General features: G+C 63.1%; 13 protein-coding genes. 5 read left to right on the top strand and 8 right to left on the bottom strand.

The window, feature by feature from the left end; translation table 11 throughout:
* From L861_RS22140 to L861_RS22115, 6 genes are all read right to left on the bottom strand, one after another.
* Window positions 1-423, bottom strand: a 423-nt coding sequence (locus L861_RS22140) for a contractile injection system protein, VgrG/Pvc8 family (protein ID WP_035569207.1), incomplete at its 3' end; no start/stop codon positions are given.
* A 60-nt stretch (window positions 424-483) separates the two neighbouring features.
* Window positions 484-1,002 carry an Hcp family type VI secretion system effector gene (locus L861_RS22135; protein ID WP_016418901.1) on the bottom strand — a complete coding sequence of 173 codons (519 nt, stop codon included), beginning with the start codon at window positions 1,000-1,002 and terminating at the stop codon, window positions 484-486.
* A 454-nt stretch (window positions 1,003-1,456) separates the two neighbouring features.
* Window positions 1,457-2,932: an ABC transporter ATP-binding protein gene (locus L861_RS22130; RefSeq protein WP_016418900.1), complete on the bottom strand. Its 1,476-nt coding sequence runs from the start codon at window positions 2,930-2,932 to the stop codon at window positions 1,457-1,459.
* The gene (locus L861_RS22125; protein ID WP_016418899.1) at window positions 2,929-3,747 is read right to left on the bottom strand and encodes an ABC transporter permease; all 819 of its coding nucleotides are present in this window, start codon (window positions 3,745-3,747) and stop codon (window positions 2,929-2,931) included. The genes L861_RS22130 and L861_RS22125 overlap by 4 nt, the downstream gene beginning before the upstream one ends.
* The gene (locus L861_RS22120; protein WP_016418898.1) at window positions 3,744-4,703 is read right to left on the bottom strand and encodes an ABC transporter permease; all 960 of its coding nucleotides are present in this window, start codon (window positions 4,701-4,703) and stop codon (window positions 3,744-3,746) included. The genes L861_RS22125 and L861_RS22120 overlap by 4 nt, the downstream gene beginning before the upstream one ends.
* Window positions 4,700-6,232 carry an ABC transporter substrate-binding protein gene (locus L861_RS22115; protein ID WP_016418897.1) on the bottom strand — a complete coding sequence of 511 codons (1,533 nt, stop codon included), beginning with the start codon at window positions 6,230-6,232 and terminating at the stop codon, window positions 4,700-4,702. The genes L861_RS22120 and L861_RS22115 overlap by 4 nt, the downstream gene beginning before the upstream one ends.
* Before the next feature lie 315 nt (window positions 6,233-6,547).
* On the opposite strand from L861_RS22115, the gene L861_RS22110 reads away from it, so the two are divergent.
* From L861_RS22110 to L861_RS22100, 3 genes are read left to right on the top strand one after another with little or no spacing between them, the layout of a single operon-like run.
* Window positions 6,548-7,006, top strand: a complete 459-nt coding sequence (locus L861_RS22110) for a (2Fe-2S)-binding protein (protein ID WP_016418896.1) — start codon at window positions 6,548-6,550, stop codon at window positions 7,004-7,006.
* 11 nt (window positions 7,007-7,017) lie between these two features.
* Window positions 7,018-9,273, top strand: coding sequence for a xanthine dehydrogenase family protein molybdopterin-binding subunit (locus L861_RS22105; protein WP_016418895.1), 2,256 nt, complete (start codon window positions 7,018-7,020; stop codon window positions 9,271-9,273).
* Between the two features lie 3 nt (window positions 9,274-9,276).
* Window positions 9,277-10,263 (top strand): XdhC family protein, encoded by a 987-nt coding sequence (locus tag L861_RS22100; protein ID WP_016418894.1) that lies wholly within the window; start codon window positions 9,277-9,279, stop codon window positions 10,261-10,263.
* A gap of 12 nt (window positions 10,264-10,275) precedes the next feature.
* Here L861_RS22100 and L861_RS22095 read toward each other — a convergent pair whose 3' ends face one another.
* Window positions 10,276-11,238 (bottom strand): AraC family transcriptional regulator, encoded by a 963-nt coding sequence (locus L861_RS22095; RefSeq protein WP_016418893.1) that lies wholly within the window; start codon window positions 11,236-11,238, stop codon window positions 10,276-10,278.
* Window positions 11,239-11,427: 189 nt separating this feature from the next.
* Here L861_RS22095 and L861_RS22090 point away from each other — a divergent pair, with 189 nt between their 5' ends.
* Window positions 11,428-12,303: a DMT family transporter gene (locus L861_RS22090; RefSeq protein ID WP_016418892.1), complete on the top strand. Its 876-nt coding sequence runs from the start codon at window positions 11,428-11,430 to the stop codon at window positions 12,301-12,303.
* A gap of 41 nt (window positions 12,304-12,344) precedes the next feature.
* Entirely contained in the window at window positions 12,345-14,144 is a 1,800-nt protein-coding gene (locus tag L861_RS22085) for an ABC transporter ATP-binding protein (RefSeq protein WP_016418891.1), read from the top strand.
* 27 nt (window positions 14,145-14,171) lie between these two features.
* Here the strand turns inward: L861_RS22085 and L861_RS22080 are convergent, their stop codons facing one another.
* Window positions 14,172-15,899 (bottom strand): DEAD/DEAH box helicase family protein, encoded by a 1,728-nt coding sequence (locus L861_RS22080; RefSeq protein WP_016418890.1) that lies wholly within the window; start codon window positions 15,897-15,899, stop codon window positions 14,172-14,174.
* Between the last annotated feature and the right edge of the window lie 13 nt (window positions 15,900-15,912).

The raw sequence follows: 15,912 nt of genomic DNA, 5'->3' as shown, positions 1-15,912 counted from the left end.
GAGTTCGCGGGTCACCGCGAAGGCAACCTCATGGAGGCCGTGTTCGGCGCACAGCGTATTGAGGATGGTCAGCGGCGAGACGTGCTGGAAGATGCGCGAGTTGTGACGCAGCGACAAGCGCCACAGCGCCGGGCGGATCACCACCTCGTAACGGGTGCGGCGATGGCCGCGATCGCCGCGCTGGAACTCGGCGGCGATGCCGTGCACGTGGCGCAGCGCCTCGCCATCCTGCCACAGGGTCAGGGTCAACTCGCGTTCCAGCCAGTCCGTGGGGCTCAACCCGCCATCGCGGCTGGCGAAGGCCACGCGCAGATGGAAGGGCGCGGAGAGCGCCTCCTCGAAGGTGAAGTCAACCACCGCCAGGTCGAGCGCCGGCTGACCGGCGAGGGTGAGCGTGAACTGGAGACCGGTCTGGTTGGCCATGGAGCGTCCTTTTCCGCGCTGATGAGGGAGCGCTCTCCGAGCGGAGAGCGCTCATCGGGCTTACGACTCGATCGGCGCGCGCCAGTCGTCAGACCCGGAGGTGCCGGCGACGGTGTGTTCCCAATCGATCTTGCGGTAGGCCAGCGAGACCTCCATCAGCTGGGTGAACTCGGCCTTGGCGACATCCTGGGCATGTGGCATGCGCAGGTTGATGTCGACGATAGTGGCGTCGGTCAGGGTGGTGGTGAAGAAGTGCTCCTGCTTGCCCTCCACCGAGGTGCGGTACCACTTCAGCGCCACGCTGGGCAGCATTTCCCCGGAGGCCAGGGCGTTGTACATCAGCGGTACGGCCTTGTTCAGCGCCACGGTGAAGATGAACGGCTTGTGGGCGCGCTGGCCGGACGGCTGGCCGGACTGCGGGTCGGTGGGGACGGTGACGATGTGCTTGAACTCTTGTACCAGCATCTCATCCTCGTGGCCCTCGACGTAGATGTTGCCCACCGAGTCCGGGGTGAAGGCACCGGCGGTGATGTTGCCCTGGGTCTGGCCTTCGATGCTGATGTAACAAGGGGTTGGCATGAGTCTGCTCCTTGACGGAATGTGTGATGAGGTGTCCGGTTGGACACCGTTAGCAAACACTGAATGAATGCCTGCGCGGGCAAATCGCCGCGTTACGCGGTGCTCACAAGCCTCACCTATCACCCCATAGGCTCCGGTTGCTGCGCTCCGGGCGCCTGGCGCTTTACTCCGCTCGCCGATTCCTTCAGTGCTTCCTTAAAAGGGCAGGAGACGTGCCAACTTTATCCAATATCAATAATATCAGGATATTAGAAATTTCGACTTATGAATATTAAGTATGTTTAGGCAAGAAGTTGCCTGAATCCAGGCAAGAAGTTGCCCAGCGGGCAAGATCTTGCCCGATTTTCCGAGGTTATGTTAAATCGCCGGCATGCGTTCAGTGTTTCCTAGTGTGATTGACGATCAAAAAAAGAGGCGGCCGTGGCCACCTCAAGCGCTACTTGCCTAGCAATCGTCAAGACACGACCAGATCCTCCCGGGAGGTCGTCGTGGTGTCGCGTGGGGTGTGGTCGCCCAACGTCAGGCACCTGTCGCAGAGCCGCTCAATCAGCGCCGGGTCGTGGCTGACCAGCATCACGCCGCAGCGACGCTCTCGTGCCAGTTCCGCCAGCAACGCCAGGGTTTCCTGTTGGGTGATGGGGTCGAGGCGCGAGGTGGGTTCATCGGCGAACAGGAAGCAAGGCTCGAGCAGCAGTACCCGCAGAATGGCGAAACGCTGCAGTTCACCACCGGAGATCTCGCCGGGGAGACGGTCGAGTAGCTGCTCGTCGAGCCCCAGGCGCGTCATCAGGGGAGAGACGGCGGTGCGCTCGATGCCGTGGCGTCTTAGCAGATCGTCGAGCAGCCGGCGCAGTGTCCAGTGCGGCGAAAAGGCTGCCGGTGGGTCCTGGTAGAGCTTCTGGAAGCCCAGTCGGGATCGGCCTGGCTGACGTATCACCTCGCCCTTGTCAGCCTTGGCCAAGCCCAGCAACACGTCACCCAGGGTGCTCTTGCCGCAGCCGGAAGGGCCGCTGATGCCGACGATTTCTCCCGGAGCGATACGTAACGACAGGTTCTCGAACAGGGTCTTGCCGCCACGTGCCATGCTGAGATGGCGGGCTTCGACCACTGTGCCGTCACCTTGGCGCGGCAGTGGAGGCGGCGCCGTCCAGCGGCTGGATTCGGCTGCCATCAGGCGCCGGCCATAGTCGCTGCGAGCTGCGTTCAATACCTGTTCGGCGGGGCCGCGCTCGACCACCTGCCCCTGGCGCAGTATCGCCACTTCGCCGCCCAGACGGCGAGCCACTTCGATGTCATGGGTAATGGTCAGCAGGGCGCCGCCGTCGTCGGGGGTGCGTGCCAATAGGGCTACCACGGCGTCGCGGCGGGCGGCATCGAGCCCCTTGGTCGGCTCGTCGGCGATCACGATATGGGCGCCACCGGCACTGGCGGCGGCGAAGGCCACGCGCTGGGCCATGCCGCCGGAGAGTTCGGAGGGAAGCTTGTGACCGGCGTCGCGCAAACCCAAATTGGCCAGGTCGCGTTGCGCTGCGTTGCGAGCCTCGTGACGTAAGCGGCCGGCCACGTAACGGTGGCTCTCGACGACCTGGCTGGCGGCGCGCATGGTCGGGTCCAGGGCATGCCAGGGTTCCTGGGGCAGCAACGCCAGGGTATGCCCCCACAGGCCGCGGCGTGACCTGGCATCGCCGGCCTCGAAGGATTGCCCGGTGATAAGCAAGCGACCACGGGCGATGAGCCCCTTGGGCAGGGTGCCCATGATCGCCTGGGCGATCAGGCTCTTGCCCGAGCCGGTTTCGCCCAGCAGTGTCAGGCGCTGGCCGGGAGCGAGCGTCAGCGAGAAGGGGGCGATGCTGACGCCATCGCCATCGACCGCCAGGTTTTCGACATGCAGCAGTGCAGCTTGTCGTGGCGAAGTCATCGCTAAGGTCATCGCGGGTCCCTCCCGGCCAGCAGATTGAGGCCCAGCACCAGCACGAACAGCACCGCGATGGGCTGGGCCATGGCCCAGGGCGCTTCGTGGTAGTAGGGCAGCAGTTCGATCATCATCAGCCCCAGCTCGGCGGTGGGCGGACGCAGCCCGACGCTGACGAAGCCCAGCGCGGCCATGGCCAGGATCGCGCTGGCGGCGCCGAACGCGGCCAGGGTCAGCACCTGTGGGGCCAGTTCCGGCCACAGATGACGGCGAAACAGGTAGAGAGGACCGAAGCCCAGCAGCCGACTGGCTTCGAGCTGTGGTGAAGCTGCCAGTGCCCGCGTGCGGGCGCGCACCAGGCGGAAGTATTCGATCCACAGCACCAGCGAGATACCCACATAGAGCGTCCAGAAATTGCCCGGGGCAATGGCCACCAGCAGTAACACCAGTAGCAGACCGGGCAATGCCAGGCAGGCATCGGCCAGGCTGCCCAGCACGCGGTCCAGCCAACCGCCGCGCCAGCCGGCGAGTACCCCCAGCAGCACGCCTGGCACCGCTGCCGTGATAACGCTGAGCAGTGCCATGCTCAGTGACAAGCGGATGGCGGCGGCCAATCTGGCCAATAGGCTGCGGCCCAGATGGTCGGTACCCAGTGGTTCGGCCAGTGAAGGCAATTGCAGGATACGGGTGAGCTGCTGGCGGGCGGGATCGGCATCGGACAGCCACGGCACCAGCCAGGCGAAGGCCAGCAAAAGCGCCAGCAACAGACCGCCCAGACGCTGACGAGTACCTAGACGCGGCAGTGTAAGGCGAGGAGCGACGAGAGTGGTCATGCGTGGCGCCTCCTGGGGTCGAGCAGGTGGCAGGCAATATCCACCAGCGTATTGAGCAGCACGAACAGCAGGCCCATGATCAGCGCGGTGCCCTGGATCATTGGCACATCGCGGGCAACGATGGCGTGAACCAGGGCATGGCCGATGCCGGGCCAGGCGAACAGTGTCTCGACCACCACCACGCCTTCGATCAGATAGACGAATTGCACGCCAAGGTAGGCGATGACCGGCACCGCGACGTTGCGCAGGCCGTGGCGTACGAAGGTCAGGCCATCACTCAGGCCCTTGGTGCGCGAGAAGGCGTAATAGGCCGACTGCGAGACATCGGCCATGGCGTTGCGGGCCACGCGGCTGGACACCGCGGCCAGCCCCAACGCCAGGGTCAGCGCCGGCAGTACGCTGTGTTCAAGGCGCCCATGACCGGCGGCGGGTAGCCAGCCCAAGCTCACGGCGAATACCAGGATCAGTACCAGGCCCACGGCGAAGGGCGGTAGGGCCCGCAATACACTGGCAACGACTTCACTTATGCGATCGAGCATGCCGCGCGGACGCAAACCGGCGGCGAGCCCCAGCGGTGGGCCGAGCAGCAATGACAGTGCGACGGCGACCGCTGCCAGGCCCAGCGAGTGGCCGAGCTGATGCCACAGTTCGCGTACCACAGGCTCGCCGCTGACCAACGAACGACCCAGGTCGAACTGCAGTAGATCCCAGAGCCAGCCAAAATAGGCGCGCGATGCCGGCTGATTCAGCGCCAGTTCAGCGCGAACCGCCTCGGCGGCGGCGCTATCGACCATGTCGTGGCCGTAACGGCCGGCGGCGATGCGATACGCCATGTCGCCGGGCAGGGTTCGGGTCAGCACGAAGGTCAGGGTGCCGACCATCCACGCCACCAGCCCAGCCTGGAACAGGCGCTGTAATAGTAGAGAGGGCAATCCTTGTCCGAGGCCTCGGTTCATTCGGCCCACCTCAGCTCATCGATCCGGTAGCTACGCTCCAACGGGTCGATGGAGAAACCTTCCAATTCATCACTCACCGCAGCGGTCTGCTGGTACCAGGCCACCGGAATCACCGGCAGCGCCTCATGCAGCCGGGTGGCGACCCGCGTCTCCAGATTGGCACGCTCATCGGGGTTGGTTTCGCTGCGCAACTGGTTCAGCCACTGGTCGAACTCGGTGTCCGACCAGCCCATGGCGCCCCAGTCGCCACCCTCAGGGCCGAAATCGTCGAGCACCGTGCCCAGCGGGTCAGGTACCAGGCCGTAGTTGCGAGCTGCCATCCCCAACTCGAGGCTGCCGTCGCGGTGCCCGGAGGGAATCTCGCTGGCGTTGCCCACCGCAACCTCGAGCTCGACACCCAGCTCGCGCCACTGATCCTGCAGCGCCGTGGCTACCAGCGGTAGCTCCGGGCGGTCGGAGAAAGTTCTCACAGTCAGCCGGAAGGGCTCACCGTCACGTTCGAGGAGGCCATTGCCGTTGGTTTCCCAACCCAGCGCTGCCAATTGTTCACGGGCTTGATCGAGGTCACGGGAATTGTCGGGCGAGATGCCGAGATGCCACGCTCCCAGGCTTGCCGGGAACAGTTCCGGGGCGGCGGCCTCTGGTGCGCGCAGCAGGCCGGCGGCGATGCCGGTACGGTCGATGGCTTCGCTCAGTGCCTGGCGGGCACGCTCATCATTCAGGAAGGGATGACCGGCGTTGACCTTGATCACGATGGTGCGCGGCAGCGGCTCGGCATATAGGGTCAGATCCTGCTGACGTGACAGCCGTGCCTGGCTGGCGGGGTCCAGAGTAAAGACGATATCGGCATCGCCGCTCTCGGCCATCAGTGCGCGGGTCTCACCACGGCTCACGGCCAGGTAGCTGGCACGTTCGATGGCCGGGGCCTCACCCCAGTAATCGTCGAAACGGGTAACCGTCAGGCGCTGCGGCGGCTCCAGGCTGTCGACCTGGTAAGGGCCGCTACCGATCATCGCTGTCACTTCGCCGTTCTCGGCGTAGGCGGCGGGCGCCAGGATCAGGGCACTGGAGTGGGCGAGTAGCGCCGGTAGCGGCGCAAAGGGGGAGTCGAGTCGAATCACCACGTCGTCGCCTTCGGCTTCGATGGCCGTGATCGGTGCTGAGTCGAGCATGCCCGGCTTGCTCAGTGCATGCTCGAGGCTCGTGGCGGCGGCTTCGGCCGTTACCGGTGTGCCATCGTGGAAGTGGGCGTCATCGCGAATCGTGAAGCGCCAGATCGTCGCATCGTCGTTCTGGGTCCAAGAGGTGGCCAGCCCCGGTGCGAGGTTGCCGTCGCCATCAGTATCGACCAGCGTTTCGGCGACCTGCATACGGGCAAAGACATGGCCCGACTTCGATGGATCGGGACTGGTGATTTCCCAAGGTGCGACGATATCCACGCCCCCTTGATCGGGGGAGTTGGCGGCCAGGGAGGCCAACGGCAGCAACGCCAGACCGAGGGCAGCGAGGAGAGTTCGTGGGTGAAGCATGGGGCTTCCTTAGCGGGGATTCGGTAAAAATGAGACTATATAACATAACATGTACAAGGTTTGGCAAGTCATCTGTCTATTGATGCGGCAAGAGGGGAGTCGGTCATGCCAGATCTTCCGTGACAGGATCAGGCAATGATTCACCATTAATAGGCTAATCCTCATGAAAGCTTCCTTTCTATACTCTGTCGTAGTCTCGGGTATCAAGCCGGCAGGCGCTCCACCCTGAGCGTTCCCTGCCTCGCATGTCTCCAACGACACGGCGCATCGCCGTCCAGCGTCGTTGCCTATAACCAGAAAAGCATGAGGAATCCCATGGCGACCTTGACCATCAATGGTGAATCCCATCAGCTCGATGTTCCCGATAACATGCCGCTGCTCTGGGCCCTGCGGGATGTCGTGAACCTGACCGGGACCAAGTACGGTTGCGGCATGTCCCTGTGTGGCGCCTGTACCGTGCATCTCGACGGGCAAGCGACCCGCTCGTGCGTCACGCCCGTCTCCGCTGCCGCCGGCAAGCAGGTGACGACCATCGAGGCGGTCGGTGAGGATCGCGTCGGCAAGGCCGTGCAGGAGGCATGGCGACAGCACGATGTGGTGCAGTGTGGTTACTGCCAATCTGGCCAAATCATGTCGGCCGTGGCCCTGTTACGCGACAATGCCGACCCCAGCGACGACGATATCGATTCCGCCATGAGCGGCAATATCTGCCGCTGTGCGACCTACGTTCGCATTCGCGCCGCGATTCATGACGCCGCCGAGAACCTGGCCTAAGGAGTGTTGTGATGGGAATTCTCAAGCATGCGCCATCGACCGCGCAGGAAGCCGTGGGCGTCGTCAACATCAGCCGGCGTCGCTTTCTGCAGGGTTCTGCTGGCCTGGTGCTGGGACTTTACCTGGCGCCATTGACCCTGAATGGAAACCGGGCCGAAGCGCAAGAAGGCGCAGAGGCCGACTTCGAGCCCAATGCCTTCGTACGGATCGCTATCGATGGCACTGTGATCGTGCTGGCCAAGCATCTGGAAATGGGGCAAGGCACCTACACCGGCCTTGCCACGCTGGTGGCTGAAGAACTGGATGCCGACTGGAGCCGTGTACAGGTGGAAGGCGCGCCAGCAGACACGGAGCGCTACAAGAACCTGGCTTTCGGGTTGCAAGGTACTGGCGGTAGTACGGCCATCGCCAATTCCTACGAACAGATGCGTACGGCCGGTGCCACCGCGCGTGCCATGCTGGTGGCGGCGGCTGCCGAGCGCTGGGGTGTATCGGCGGGCAGTATCAGTGTCAGCCAGGGCGTGGTGCGACACGCCGAGTCGGGGCGCGAGGCGGGATTCGGCGAGCTCGCCGAGGCCGCTGCCGAACTGCCGGTCCCGCAGGAGGTGACGCTCAAGGCCCCCGAGAACTTCACCTTGATCGGGACGCTGAACACGCCGCGCAAGGATAGTGCGGGCAAGACCGACGGCAGTGCCATCTTCACCCAAGACATTAAGTTGCCGGACATGCTGGTAGCGGTGGCGGCGCACCCGCGCCGCTTTGGTGCCCGCGTCGAGAGTTTCGACGACGCCAAGGCCAGGGAGGTGCCTGGTGTCGTCGACGTCGTGCGGTTCGCCGGCGGACCACATCGCTTCGAGGGCGTGGCGGTGCTGGCGGAAAATACCTGGGCGGCGAGCCAGGGGCGCGATGCGCTGGAGATAGAGTGGGACGAAAGCCAGGCCTTTTCGTTGGGCAGCGACGAGATCATGGCGCGTTACCGCGAACTGGCCGGGCAGGAGGGGGCGATGGCGACACAACGTGGCGACGTGGCCACGGCGCTTGCCGAGCCTGCGACTTTGATCGAGGCCGACTACGAGTTTCCCTACCTTGCCCATGCCGCCATGGAGCCGATGAACTGCCTGGTCCAACTGGGCGACGAGCGCTGCGATATCTGGAATGGCGAGCAGTGGCAATCGATGGATCAGCAATTGGTGGCGGAGCTGTTGGGCATCGCCCCGGAAAACGTCAGCCTGACGCAACTATACGCGGGGGGCAGCTTCGGTCGGCGTGCCAATCCCCATTCAGATTTCGTACTGGAAGCGGTTTCCATCGCCAAGGCGGCGCGCGAGCAGGGCATCGATGCCCCCGTGAAGATGGTCTGGATGCGTGAGGACGATACCCGCGGCGGCTATTACCGGCCGATGAATTTCCATCGCGGACGCCTGGCACTCGATGCCGACGGTCAGTTGATCGCTTGGCATCAGCGCCTCGTCGGCCAGTCGATCATGATGGGTACCCCCATGGAATCCTTCATGGTGCAGGATGGCGTCGACGCGACCTCGGTCGAAGGTGTGGCGAACCTGGCTTACGATGTGCCCAACCTGCAGGTCGAGCTGTATACCCCGGAGGATATCGGGGTACCGATCCAGTGGTGGCGCTCGGTGGGCCATACCCATACCGCCTTCTCCACCGAATGCCTGATCGATGAAGCCGCGGTGGCCGCCGACCAGGATCCGGTGACGTTCCGCCGCGCGTTGCTGAGCCAGCATCCCCGCCACCGCGGGGTATTGGATCTGGTAGCGGAGAAGGCCGGCTGGGACCAGCCGCTCGAACCAGGACCTGAGGGCACACGCCGAGGTCGCGGAGTCGCTGTTCATGAATCCTTCAACTCCTTCGTCGCTCAGGTCGCCGAGGTCACGGTCATGCAGGATGGCAGCTATCGCGTCGACCGGGTCGTGTGTGCGGTGGATTGCGGCGTTGCCGTCAATCCGGATGTAATCGAGGCGCAGATGGAGGGCGGCATCGGCTTCGGTCTGGCTGCTGTATTGCATAGTGAGATCACCCTGGACGAGGGTGTCGTGCAGCAATCCAACTTCAATGATTATCAAGTGTTGCGTATCAATGAGATGCCGGCGGTGGAGGTGCATATCGTGCCATCGACCGAAGCCCCCACTGGCGTCGGCGAGCCGGGCGTGCCACCGCTTGCCCCGGCCGTTGCTAATGCGCTCTTCGATGCGAGCGGCGAGCGGTTGCGCAAGATGCCGTTCGCTCGACGACTTTCGGTCTAGCCCATGCAACATCTCGATCTCGAAGTGATGGAAAATGGCATTCGCTGGAGCCGTGCGGGTGAAACCATATGGTTGTGCACGGTACTGGCGACTTATGGCTCGTCTCCCCGCGTGCCGGGGTCGTTGCTGGTAGCGCGTCGGGATGGGCGCTGTGTTGGTTCGCTTTCGGGAGGCTGCGTCGAAGAGGACTTCCTGTCGCGGCTCCAGGCCGGCGAATTCCAGAAGCCCTTGCAGGTGATTCGCTACGGCGAATCGTCGGACGACCAACAGCGCCTGAAGCTGCCTTGCGGCGGCATTCTCGAGGTGCTGATCGAGCGCTTGCCGGCAACTCAGGACACGTGGCAGCATCTGAGCGCATTACAGGCGGCGTTGCACGGCCAGCGGTGGTTGATTCGCGAGGTCGACCTGACGACGGGTGAAATCGGCCTGCTGCCCGACGACCCGCCGGGTAGTGGCAGCAGTGACAAGGAGCGACCGCGCGTCGAGCGCGAGAGCGAAAATGTGCGAATCCGCATAGGCCCGTCGTTGAGGCTGGTCATCGCGGGAGTGTCGCCGGTCTCGGTCGCGTGTGCCGAGTTCGCCCGTACCCTGGGGTTCGAGGTCGTGGTCTGCGACCCGCGCGCGGAGGAGCTCGAGGCGTTCCCCGTCGCGGATGTCGAGTTACTCCCGGTGCTGCCGTCGCTGTACCTCGCCGGCGAAGGCTGCCACGCATCGACGGCGGTGGTGGCGCTGACCCATGATCCGCGTATCGATGACCTGGCCATGATAGAGGCGCTGCGCACCCCGGCTTTCTACATCGGCGTGATGGGCTCGCGGCAGACTTCCGCGGCACGCGCCGAGCGCTTGTTGCGTTCGGGTGGGCTGAGCAGTGAGGACATCGCGCGCATCCATATGCCGATCGGCCTCGATATCGGCAGCAAGAGCCCTGCCGAGATCGCCCTGGCGGTCATGGCCGATATCGTGTGTGTCTACCATGGCAAGCCGCGGTAGCGACTCTGGGCGCTACCACTCGAGGCTGGCCGGTGTATTCCCCGTTGTCGCTTCTCGCTGCTGGGCAATTTCCTGGTAGGGCGGCGCACCGAACAGGCGACGATATTCGCGGCTGAATTGAGAAGGGCTGTTGTAGCCGACCCGGTGGCTGGCCGTCGCGGCATTCAGCCCCTCGCTCAGCATCAGCCGGCGTGCCTCGTGCAGGCGCAGTTGCTTCTGGAACTGTAGCGGCGACATCGACGCCAGGTCCTTGAAGCGATGGTGGAGCGTGGACGGGCTCATATGTACCGCCGCTGCCAGGTCCTCGATGCGCAGTGGCTCGGCGTAGCGTGACTTGAGTAGCTGTATGACCTCGACGATGGATTTGCCTTGGCCATTGATGCCGGCGAGATCGCGCAAGCGATGTCCCAATTCGCCGCACAGTACCCGGTAATGGATCTCACGCAGTATCAGCGGCGCTAGCGCTGGAATGTCGTGTGGCGTATCCAACAGGCGCACCAGGCGAAGTACGGCATCGATCAACGAATCGGACATGCGTGCGACGTACAGGCCGCGGCGCTCGCCGTTGCCGTTCAGCGGCTCGCCCGGGTCGTACTCGAGGAGCAGTTCACCGAGCATGGCGAGGTCGATGTCGAGTCGCGCGCACAGATAGGGCGCTTGCGGGCTGGCCTCGATGACCTGGCCGGTGACCGGCAGGGCGAGAGAAACGACCAGGTAGTGGAACGGGTCGTAGATGAATGCCTGGCTGGCCAGTTCCATGCGCTTGCGGCCCTGTATCGCCACGAAAAGGCTGGGCTCGGTGACGCACGGCATGGGAGGCGTTGTCTTGCTGACGCGGATCAGCGACAGCGGGGCGATGGCGGACCGGAAGATGCCATCCTCGGGCGTCAGGCGTAGCGCCCTGCGGGTCAATTCCGACTGATGTAAGCATTCGGATGGACCGGTTTCCAGGTCGAGAACTGAATGATCCGTCATGGTCGTGTTCCCTTTAGGCACAGTTTCCCCCTACTCATCCCATTAAACCATGCGGCAGGCCAGGTGTGGGTTTCAACCTGTGCCTGAAACTCAGCGGAAGCATTATTCGGCATCGCCCGGGGGCCTGGAGTCGGCTATGTTAGGGTGTCGATTCTTGCACCGATAAGGTGCAGGCCAAGGGAGGGACGTATGTCGCCGTCGTTGCAGGGAATTCTATGGATGTGCGCCGGGGTGTTCTGCCTGTCGGTGGGCGATGCCATTTCCAAGTGGTTGGGCGAGGTTCATTCGCCGATCCAGATCATCTTCTTCCGTACGCTGATTTCGGTACCGCTGATCGCCCTGATCGCGCATTTCAATGGTGGGCTGCGTAAACTCACCACGCGGCGCCCCAGGGTGCATTTGGTTCGCGGGCTGATCGCTACCGGTACCATGCTGTGTTTCGTGTTCGGTCTGACGCTGTTGCCACTGGCCGAGACTACCGCCATCGCCTTTGCGGCGCCGTTGTTCGTGACTCTGTTGTCGGTGCCATTGCTTGGCGAAAAGGTCGAGCGCCTGCCGTTGGTGGCGGCCATTGTCGGTTTCGTCGGTGTGCTGATCGTAGTACGCCCTGGTGCGGCGGGTTTCCAGCCCGGCGCCTTCATTGTGGTGGGGGCGGCGGTGTTCTATGCGCTGCTGATGATTACCGCGCGCCGCTACGGCTTGCGTGAATATCTGTGGGCGATGGTGTTCTACGTCACGCTGGTACCGCTGGTGATTACCGCCGTGCTGCTACCGTGGGTATGGCAAATGCCTTGGCCCATGCACTGGCTGGGCTTCATCGGCGCCGGCATCTTCGGTGTCGGTGCCATGGCTTGCATCACCATGGCGTTCCGTTATGCTCCTGCTGCCCTGGCAGCTCCCTTCGACTATACCGCCATGGTCTGGGCCGTGCTATTGGGCTGGTGGTTCTGGGACGAAGTGCCGGATCTGTGGGTCTATGTCGGTACCTTGGTGATCATCATCAGCGGTCTGGCCATCGCCTACCATGAACGGCGCACTACCCTGAAGCGGCGGCCAACATCATGAAGTTGCTGGGCTAGGTCTCGTCGGTCATCACGGAGAATTGCATGTCCCCCACGAACAGCTTCCATGCCTTGATTCGGCTACTGCGCTATGCACGCGGCTATCGGCGTCGGATCATTGCTGCCAGTGCCTGCTCGATCATCAACAAGCTGTTCGACATCGCCCCGGAAATCCTGATCGGGGTGGCCATCGACGTGGTGGTCAACCAGGAGCGCAGTTTCGTTGCCCGGTTGGGCTTCGAGTCCGCCCAGGAGCAGATCCTGGTGCTCGGTGTGTTGACCTTCTTCATCTGGGCCGGCGAGTCGTTGTTCGAATACCTTTTCCAGATATTGTGGCGCAACCTCGCCCAGCGGCTGCAGGCCGACCTGCGCCAGGACACCTACGAACATGCCCAGCGCCTGGACATGGGGTTCTTCGAATCGAAGAGTTCCGGCCAGCTGGTAGCGACCATGAACGACGACGTCAACCAGCTCGAGCGCTTCCTGGACGGTGGCGCCAACGCCATGATCCAGGTCGCGGTGACGGTGGTGGCGGTGGGCGCGGTATTCTTCGTGCTCTCGCCGCTGATCGCGTTGCTCGCGTTCACGCCGATCCCGCTGATCGTATGGGGCGCCTTCTTCTTCCAGCGCAAGGCCGGCCCGCTTTATGCCGACGTGCGCGAGAAGGTCGGCGATCTGGCAAGCCGTCTGTCCAACAACCTCGCTGGCATCGCCACCATCAAGAGCTTCACCGCCGAGGCTCGTGAGGCCGAGCGACTGCGCCAGGCCAGTGAGGCTTATGTAGAGGCCAACCGCCGGGCGATTCGTATCAGCTCGGCCTTCATTCCGGTCATCCGTATGGCGATCCTCACCGGCTTCCTGGCCACCTTCACGGTGGGCGGCATGATGGCGCTGAAGGGCGATCTCAACGTGGGGGCTTACGGCGTGCTGGTGTTTCTCACCCAGCGGCTGCTGTGGCCACTGACTGGCCTGGCCCAGGTCATCGATCTGTTCGAGCGGGCCATGGCCAGCACCCGGCGTATCCTTGACCTGTTGGCCACGCCGATCCAGGTACGCGATGACGGCGGTCAAGCATTGGTCGAGCCGGTACGTGGCGAAGTGGAGTTTGCAGGGGTGAGCTTCCGCTATCCGAATAGCGGCGAGGGAGTGAACGATATCGACTTGACGGTGCCCGCGGGCAATACCCTGGCACTGGTCGGTGCCACCGGGTCGGGTAAGTCGACCCTGATCAAGCTGCTGTTGCGCTTCCATGACTCTCAGAGTGGCGAGATTCGCATCGATGGCCAGCCGATTCGCGGGCTTAGCCTGATCTCGCTGCGCCGCGCCATCGGCCTGGTCAGTCAGGATGTCTATCTGTTCGAGGGCTCGGTGCGCGACAACATCGCCTATGGCCGGCCCGAGGCCGACGAAGCCGCGATCGTCGAGGCGGCTAGAACCGCTGAGGCATGGGACTTCATCCAGGCCTTGCCGCAGGGGCTGGATACTCCAGTCGGCGAGCGCGGCGTACGGCTCTCCGGGGGGCAGCGTCAGCGCCTGTCGCTGGCGCGGGCATTGCTCAAGGACCCACCGATCCTAGTCCTGGACGAAGCCACCAGCGCGGTGGACAACGAGACCGAAGCCGCCATCCAGCGTTCATTGGCCAAGATCGGCCATGGCCGCACGGTGATCATGATCGCCCACCGCCTCTCGACCATCGTGCATGCCGATGAGATCGCCGTGGTGCATGCCGGTCGCGTGGTGGAGCGTGGCACCCATGCCGAGCTGTTGGCCCGAGACGGTCGCTACGCCGCCCAGTGGCGGGTGCAAACCGGTGCCTTGCAGGTGGAGGACGCACCGCTTGCCTGAGATCTCGAGAGGGGCGGAAACCTCCGCTTAGCGTTCGGGCACCGCGAGAACGGAAAATAGTTCTGCAAGCCCCTGTTCCTCTCGCCTGGCCTGCAGGATCGTGGGGTCCACCACTGAGAAGCGTCCCGCGGTGGCCCGGAGGTACACTTTTCCGGAAGCTTCGTCGATGAAGTTGACCATCGGCACCTTGGCGATGCATTGCTTGAGGAACTCACAGTTCCTGTGCAGCGCCAAGGCGTCGCCGCCGGGATAGACCTCCGTTGGGCATGTCGCCATGGTGTTGATCTTCTTGTAACGATCGATGTTGATCAGCCCCATGGGGTTCAGGACATTGAGTTCTTCCCGGGTTCCGTAGGCAATTGTCGCGGGCCTGATATGCTTGGGGACATCGTTGTCCATGAAGAAGTACTTGAATTGCGGGTTCCGGCTATTCAGCCATTTGAAGAACAGCCTGGGCATGCCGCTATAGGCTTCCACGCAATGCCCCAGGAAGTCCTCTACCGCCTTGTAACGCCCCCGTGTCAGCCCTCGATTCCAGCCGCGCTCCACCGTCGCCTCCGGCGGGGTGACGATGAAGTAGATGTACATGGTGGCGACGTATCTCGCATAGGTGGCGTCCAGGATCCGCGATACCTGTTCCGAAGAGAAGCTGTCGAAACGGAAACGGTCGATCACCAGGTTCGGAATGGTCCGGTCACGTTGTGCCTTGTCCCGGATGTAGCGATCCAGCTTGGCATCGATGAGCCTGACTTCCTTGCCGGACAGGTGGCCGGCGTACTTGTAGGCCTCCCCGAGGGATTCATAATCCAGCAATAGCCGGCGCCAGATGTCGGGGGTGATGGTGCCGTATTGATCCGGTTGGATACCCAGGTCCCTCAAGGTGTCTTTCAGGTAGAACCGCAAGGAGCTCTTGCCTGCCGCCGAGGCCCCTTTCAGGCTGATCAGGATCGGTTCCCTGGCGCAAGGAATCCGGCGGTAGCCCTCTTGTTGCATGGCTCGTTCGACATAGGGCGCCAGCATCCGACCGATTTGGCCGCTGCCGTAATCATTGCAGACGTGGCGGGTGATCAGCGTCCTCAGCAGGCCTTGATCCAAGCCGATATAGCCCTGGGTGCTGGCGATCGAACTCAGGATGCGGTACGTGCTCTTGTATATGGCGCTCTCCTGGTCATCGCGGGCCGCCAGCCCCTTGTCCTTGATGCCTTGGATTACGCCATAATGCCTTTCCTGAATGGATAGATTGTCCTGAGTGGATGAATTGCCCGTCCGTTGCCGCGTGGTCTTGCGCCTTGAAAAACAGTGAGAAAGGAAGGAGGCCTGCGCGGGCGCCGAGTCCTCCACGGGCGGCTGGAAGGCCGCGGAGAGAATCCTGCCGACCCTGTCGTGAATCCTGTCATACAGCTCGTCATACGCCTGTTGGAACGCCGGAAGCTCGGGCGCCAGGTAGTCGGACAGTATCTTGTGGGTGATTCGGCGGAAATGTTGACCCAGGACCTCTTCTTCTTCTCCTTCAAGCACAACGATATTGGCCGTCACCTGAACGATCAGCTCGTGCAGCATCAAGCGCTCCACCCGGAACGCGACCAGTTCTTCCTCCGTCAGTCCGGTGAGTGCTCTCAACTCATGGATGTCAGCCAGGCAGGTAGACACGTTCGCCGCTTGGTGAATCGTTTCCAAGGCTTGATAGCATTTGGGCAGGTCGGCTTCCAGGCCGGGGTTCCACGCCGAAAACACAGGCGGTTCTTGATTAGGCATACAGGCGCTCTAT

The organism is Litchfieldella anticariensis FP35 = DSM 16096 (genome assembly GCF_000409775.1).
GTDB lineage: Bacteria > Pseudomonadota > Gammaproteobacteria > Pseudomonadales > Halomonadaceae > Litchfieldella > Litchfieldella anticariensis.
This window is presented reverse-complemented; position numbering and strand designations above follow the sequence as displayed.

Coding starts and splice junctions, on each gene's coding strand:
- L861_RS22085 (WP_016418891.1), top strand. CDS start 12,345: ATGTCCCCCACGAACAGCTTCCATGCCTTGATTCGGCTACTGCGCTAT.
- L861_RS22120 (WP_016418898.1), bottom strand. CDS start 4,703: ATGAACCGAGGCCTCGGACAAGGATTGCCCTCTCTACTATTACAGCGC.
- L861_RS22095 (WP_016418893.1), bottom strand. CDS start 11,238: ATGACGGATCATTCAGTTCTCGACCTGGAAACCGGTCCATCCGAATGC.
- L861_RS22090 (WP_016418892.1), top strand. CDS start 11,428: ATGTCGCCGTCGTTGCAGGGAATTCTATGGATGTGCGCCGGGGTGTTC.
- L861_RS22135 (WP_016418901.1), bottom strand. CDS start 1,002: ATGCCAACCCCTTGTTACATCAGCATCGAAGGCCAGACCCAGGGCAAC.
- L861_RS22130 (WP_016418900.1), bottom strand. CDS start 2,932: ATGACCTTAGCGATGACTTCGCCACGACAAGCTGCACTGCTGCATGTC.
- L861_RS22110 (WP_016418896.1), top strand. CDS start 6,548: ATGGCGACCTTGACCATCAATGGTGAATCCCATCAGCTCGATGTTCCC.
- L861_RS22105 (WP_016418895.1), top strand. CDS start 7,018: ATGGGAATTCTCAAGCATGCGCCATCGACCGCGCAGGAAGCCGTGGGC.
- L861_RS22115 (WP_016418897.1), bottom strand. CDS start 6,232: ATGCTTCACCCACGAACTCTCCTCGCTGCCCTCGGTCTGGCGTTGCTG.
- L861_RS22080 (WP_016418890.1), bottom strand. CDS start 15,899: ATGCCTAATCAAGAACCGCCTGTGTTTTCGGCGTGGAACCCCGGCCTG.
- L861_RS22100 (WP_016418894.1), top strand. CDS start 9,277: ATGCAACATCTCGATCTCGAAGTGATGGAAAATGGCATTCGCTGGAGC.
- L861_RS22125 (WP_016418899.1), bottom strand. CDS start 3,747: ATGACCACTCTCGTCGCTCCTCGCCTTACACTGCCGCGTCTAGGTACT.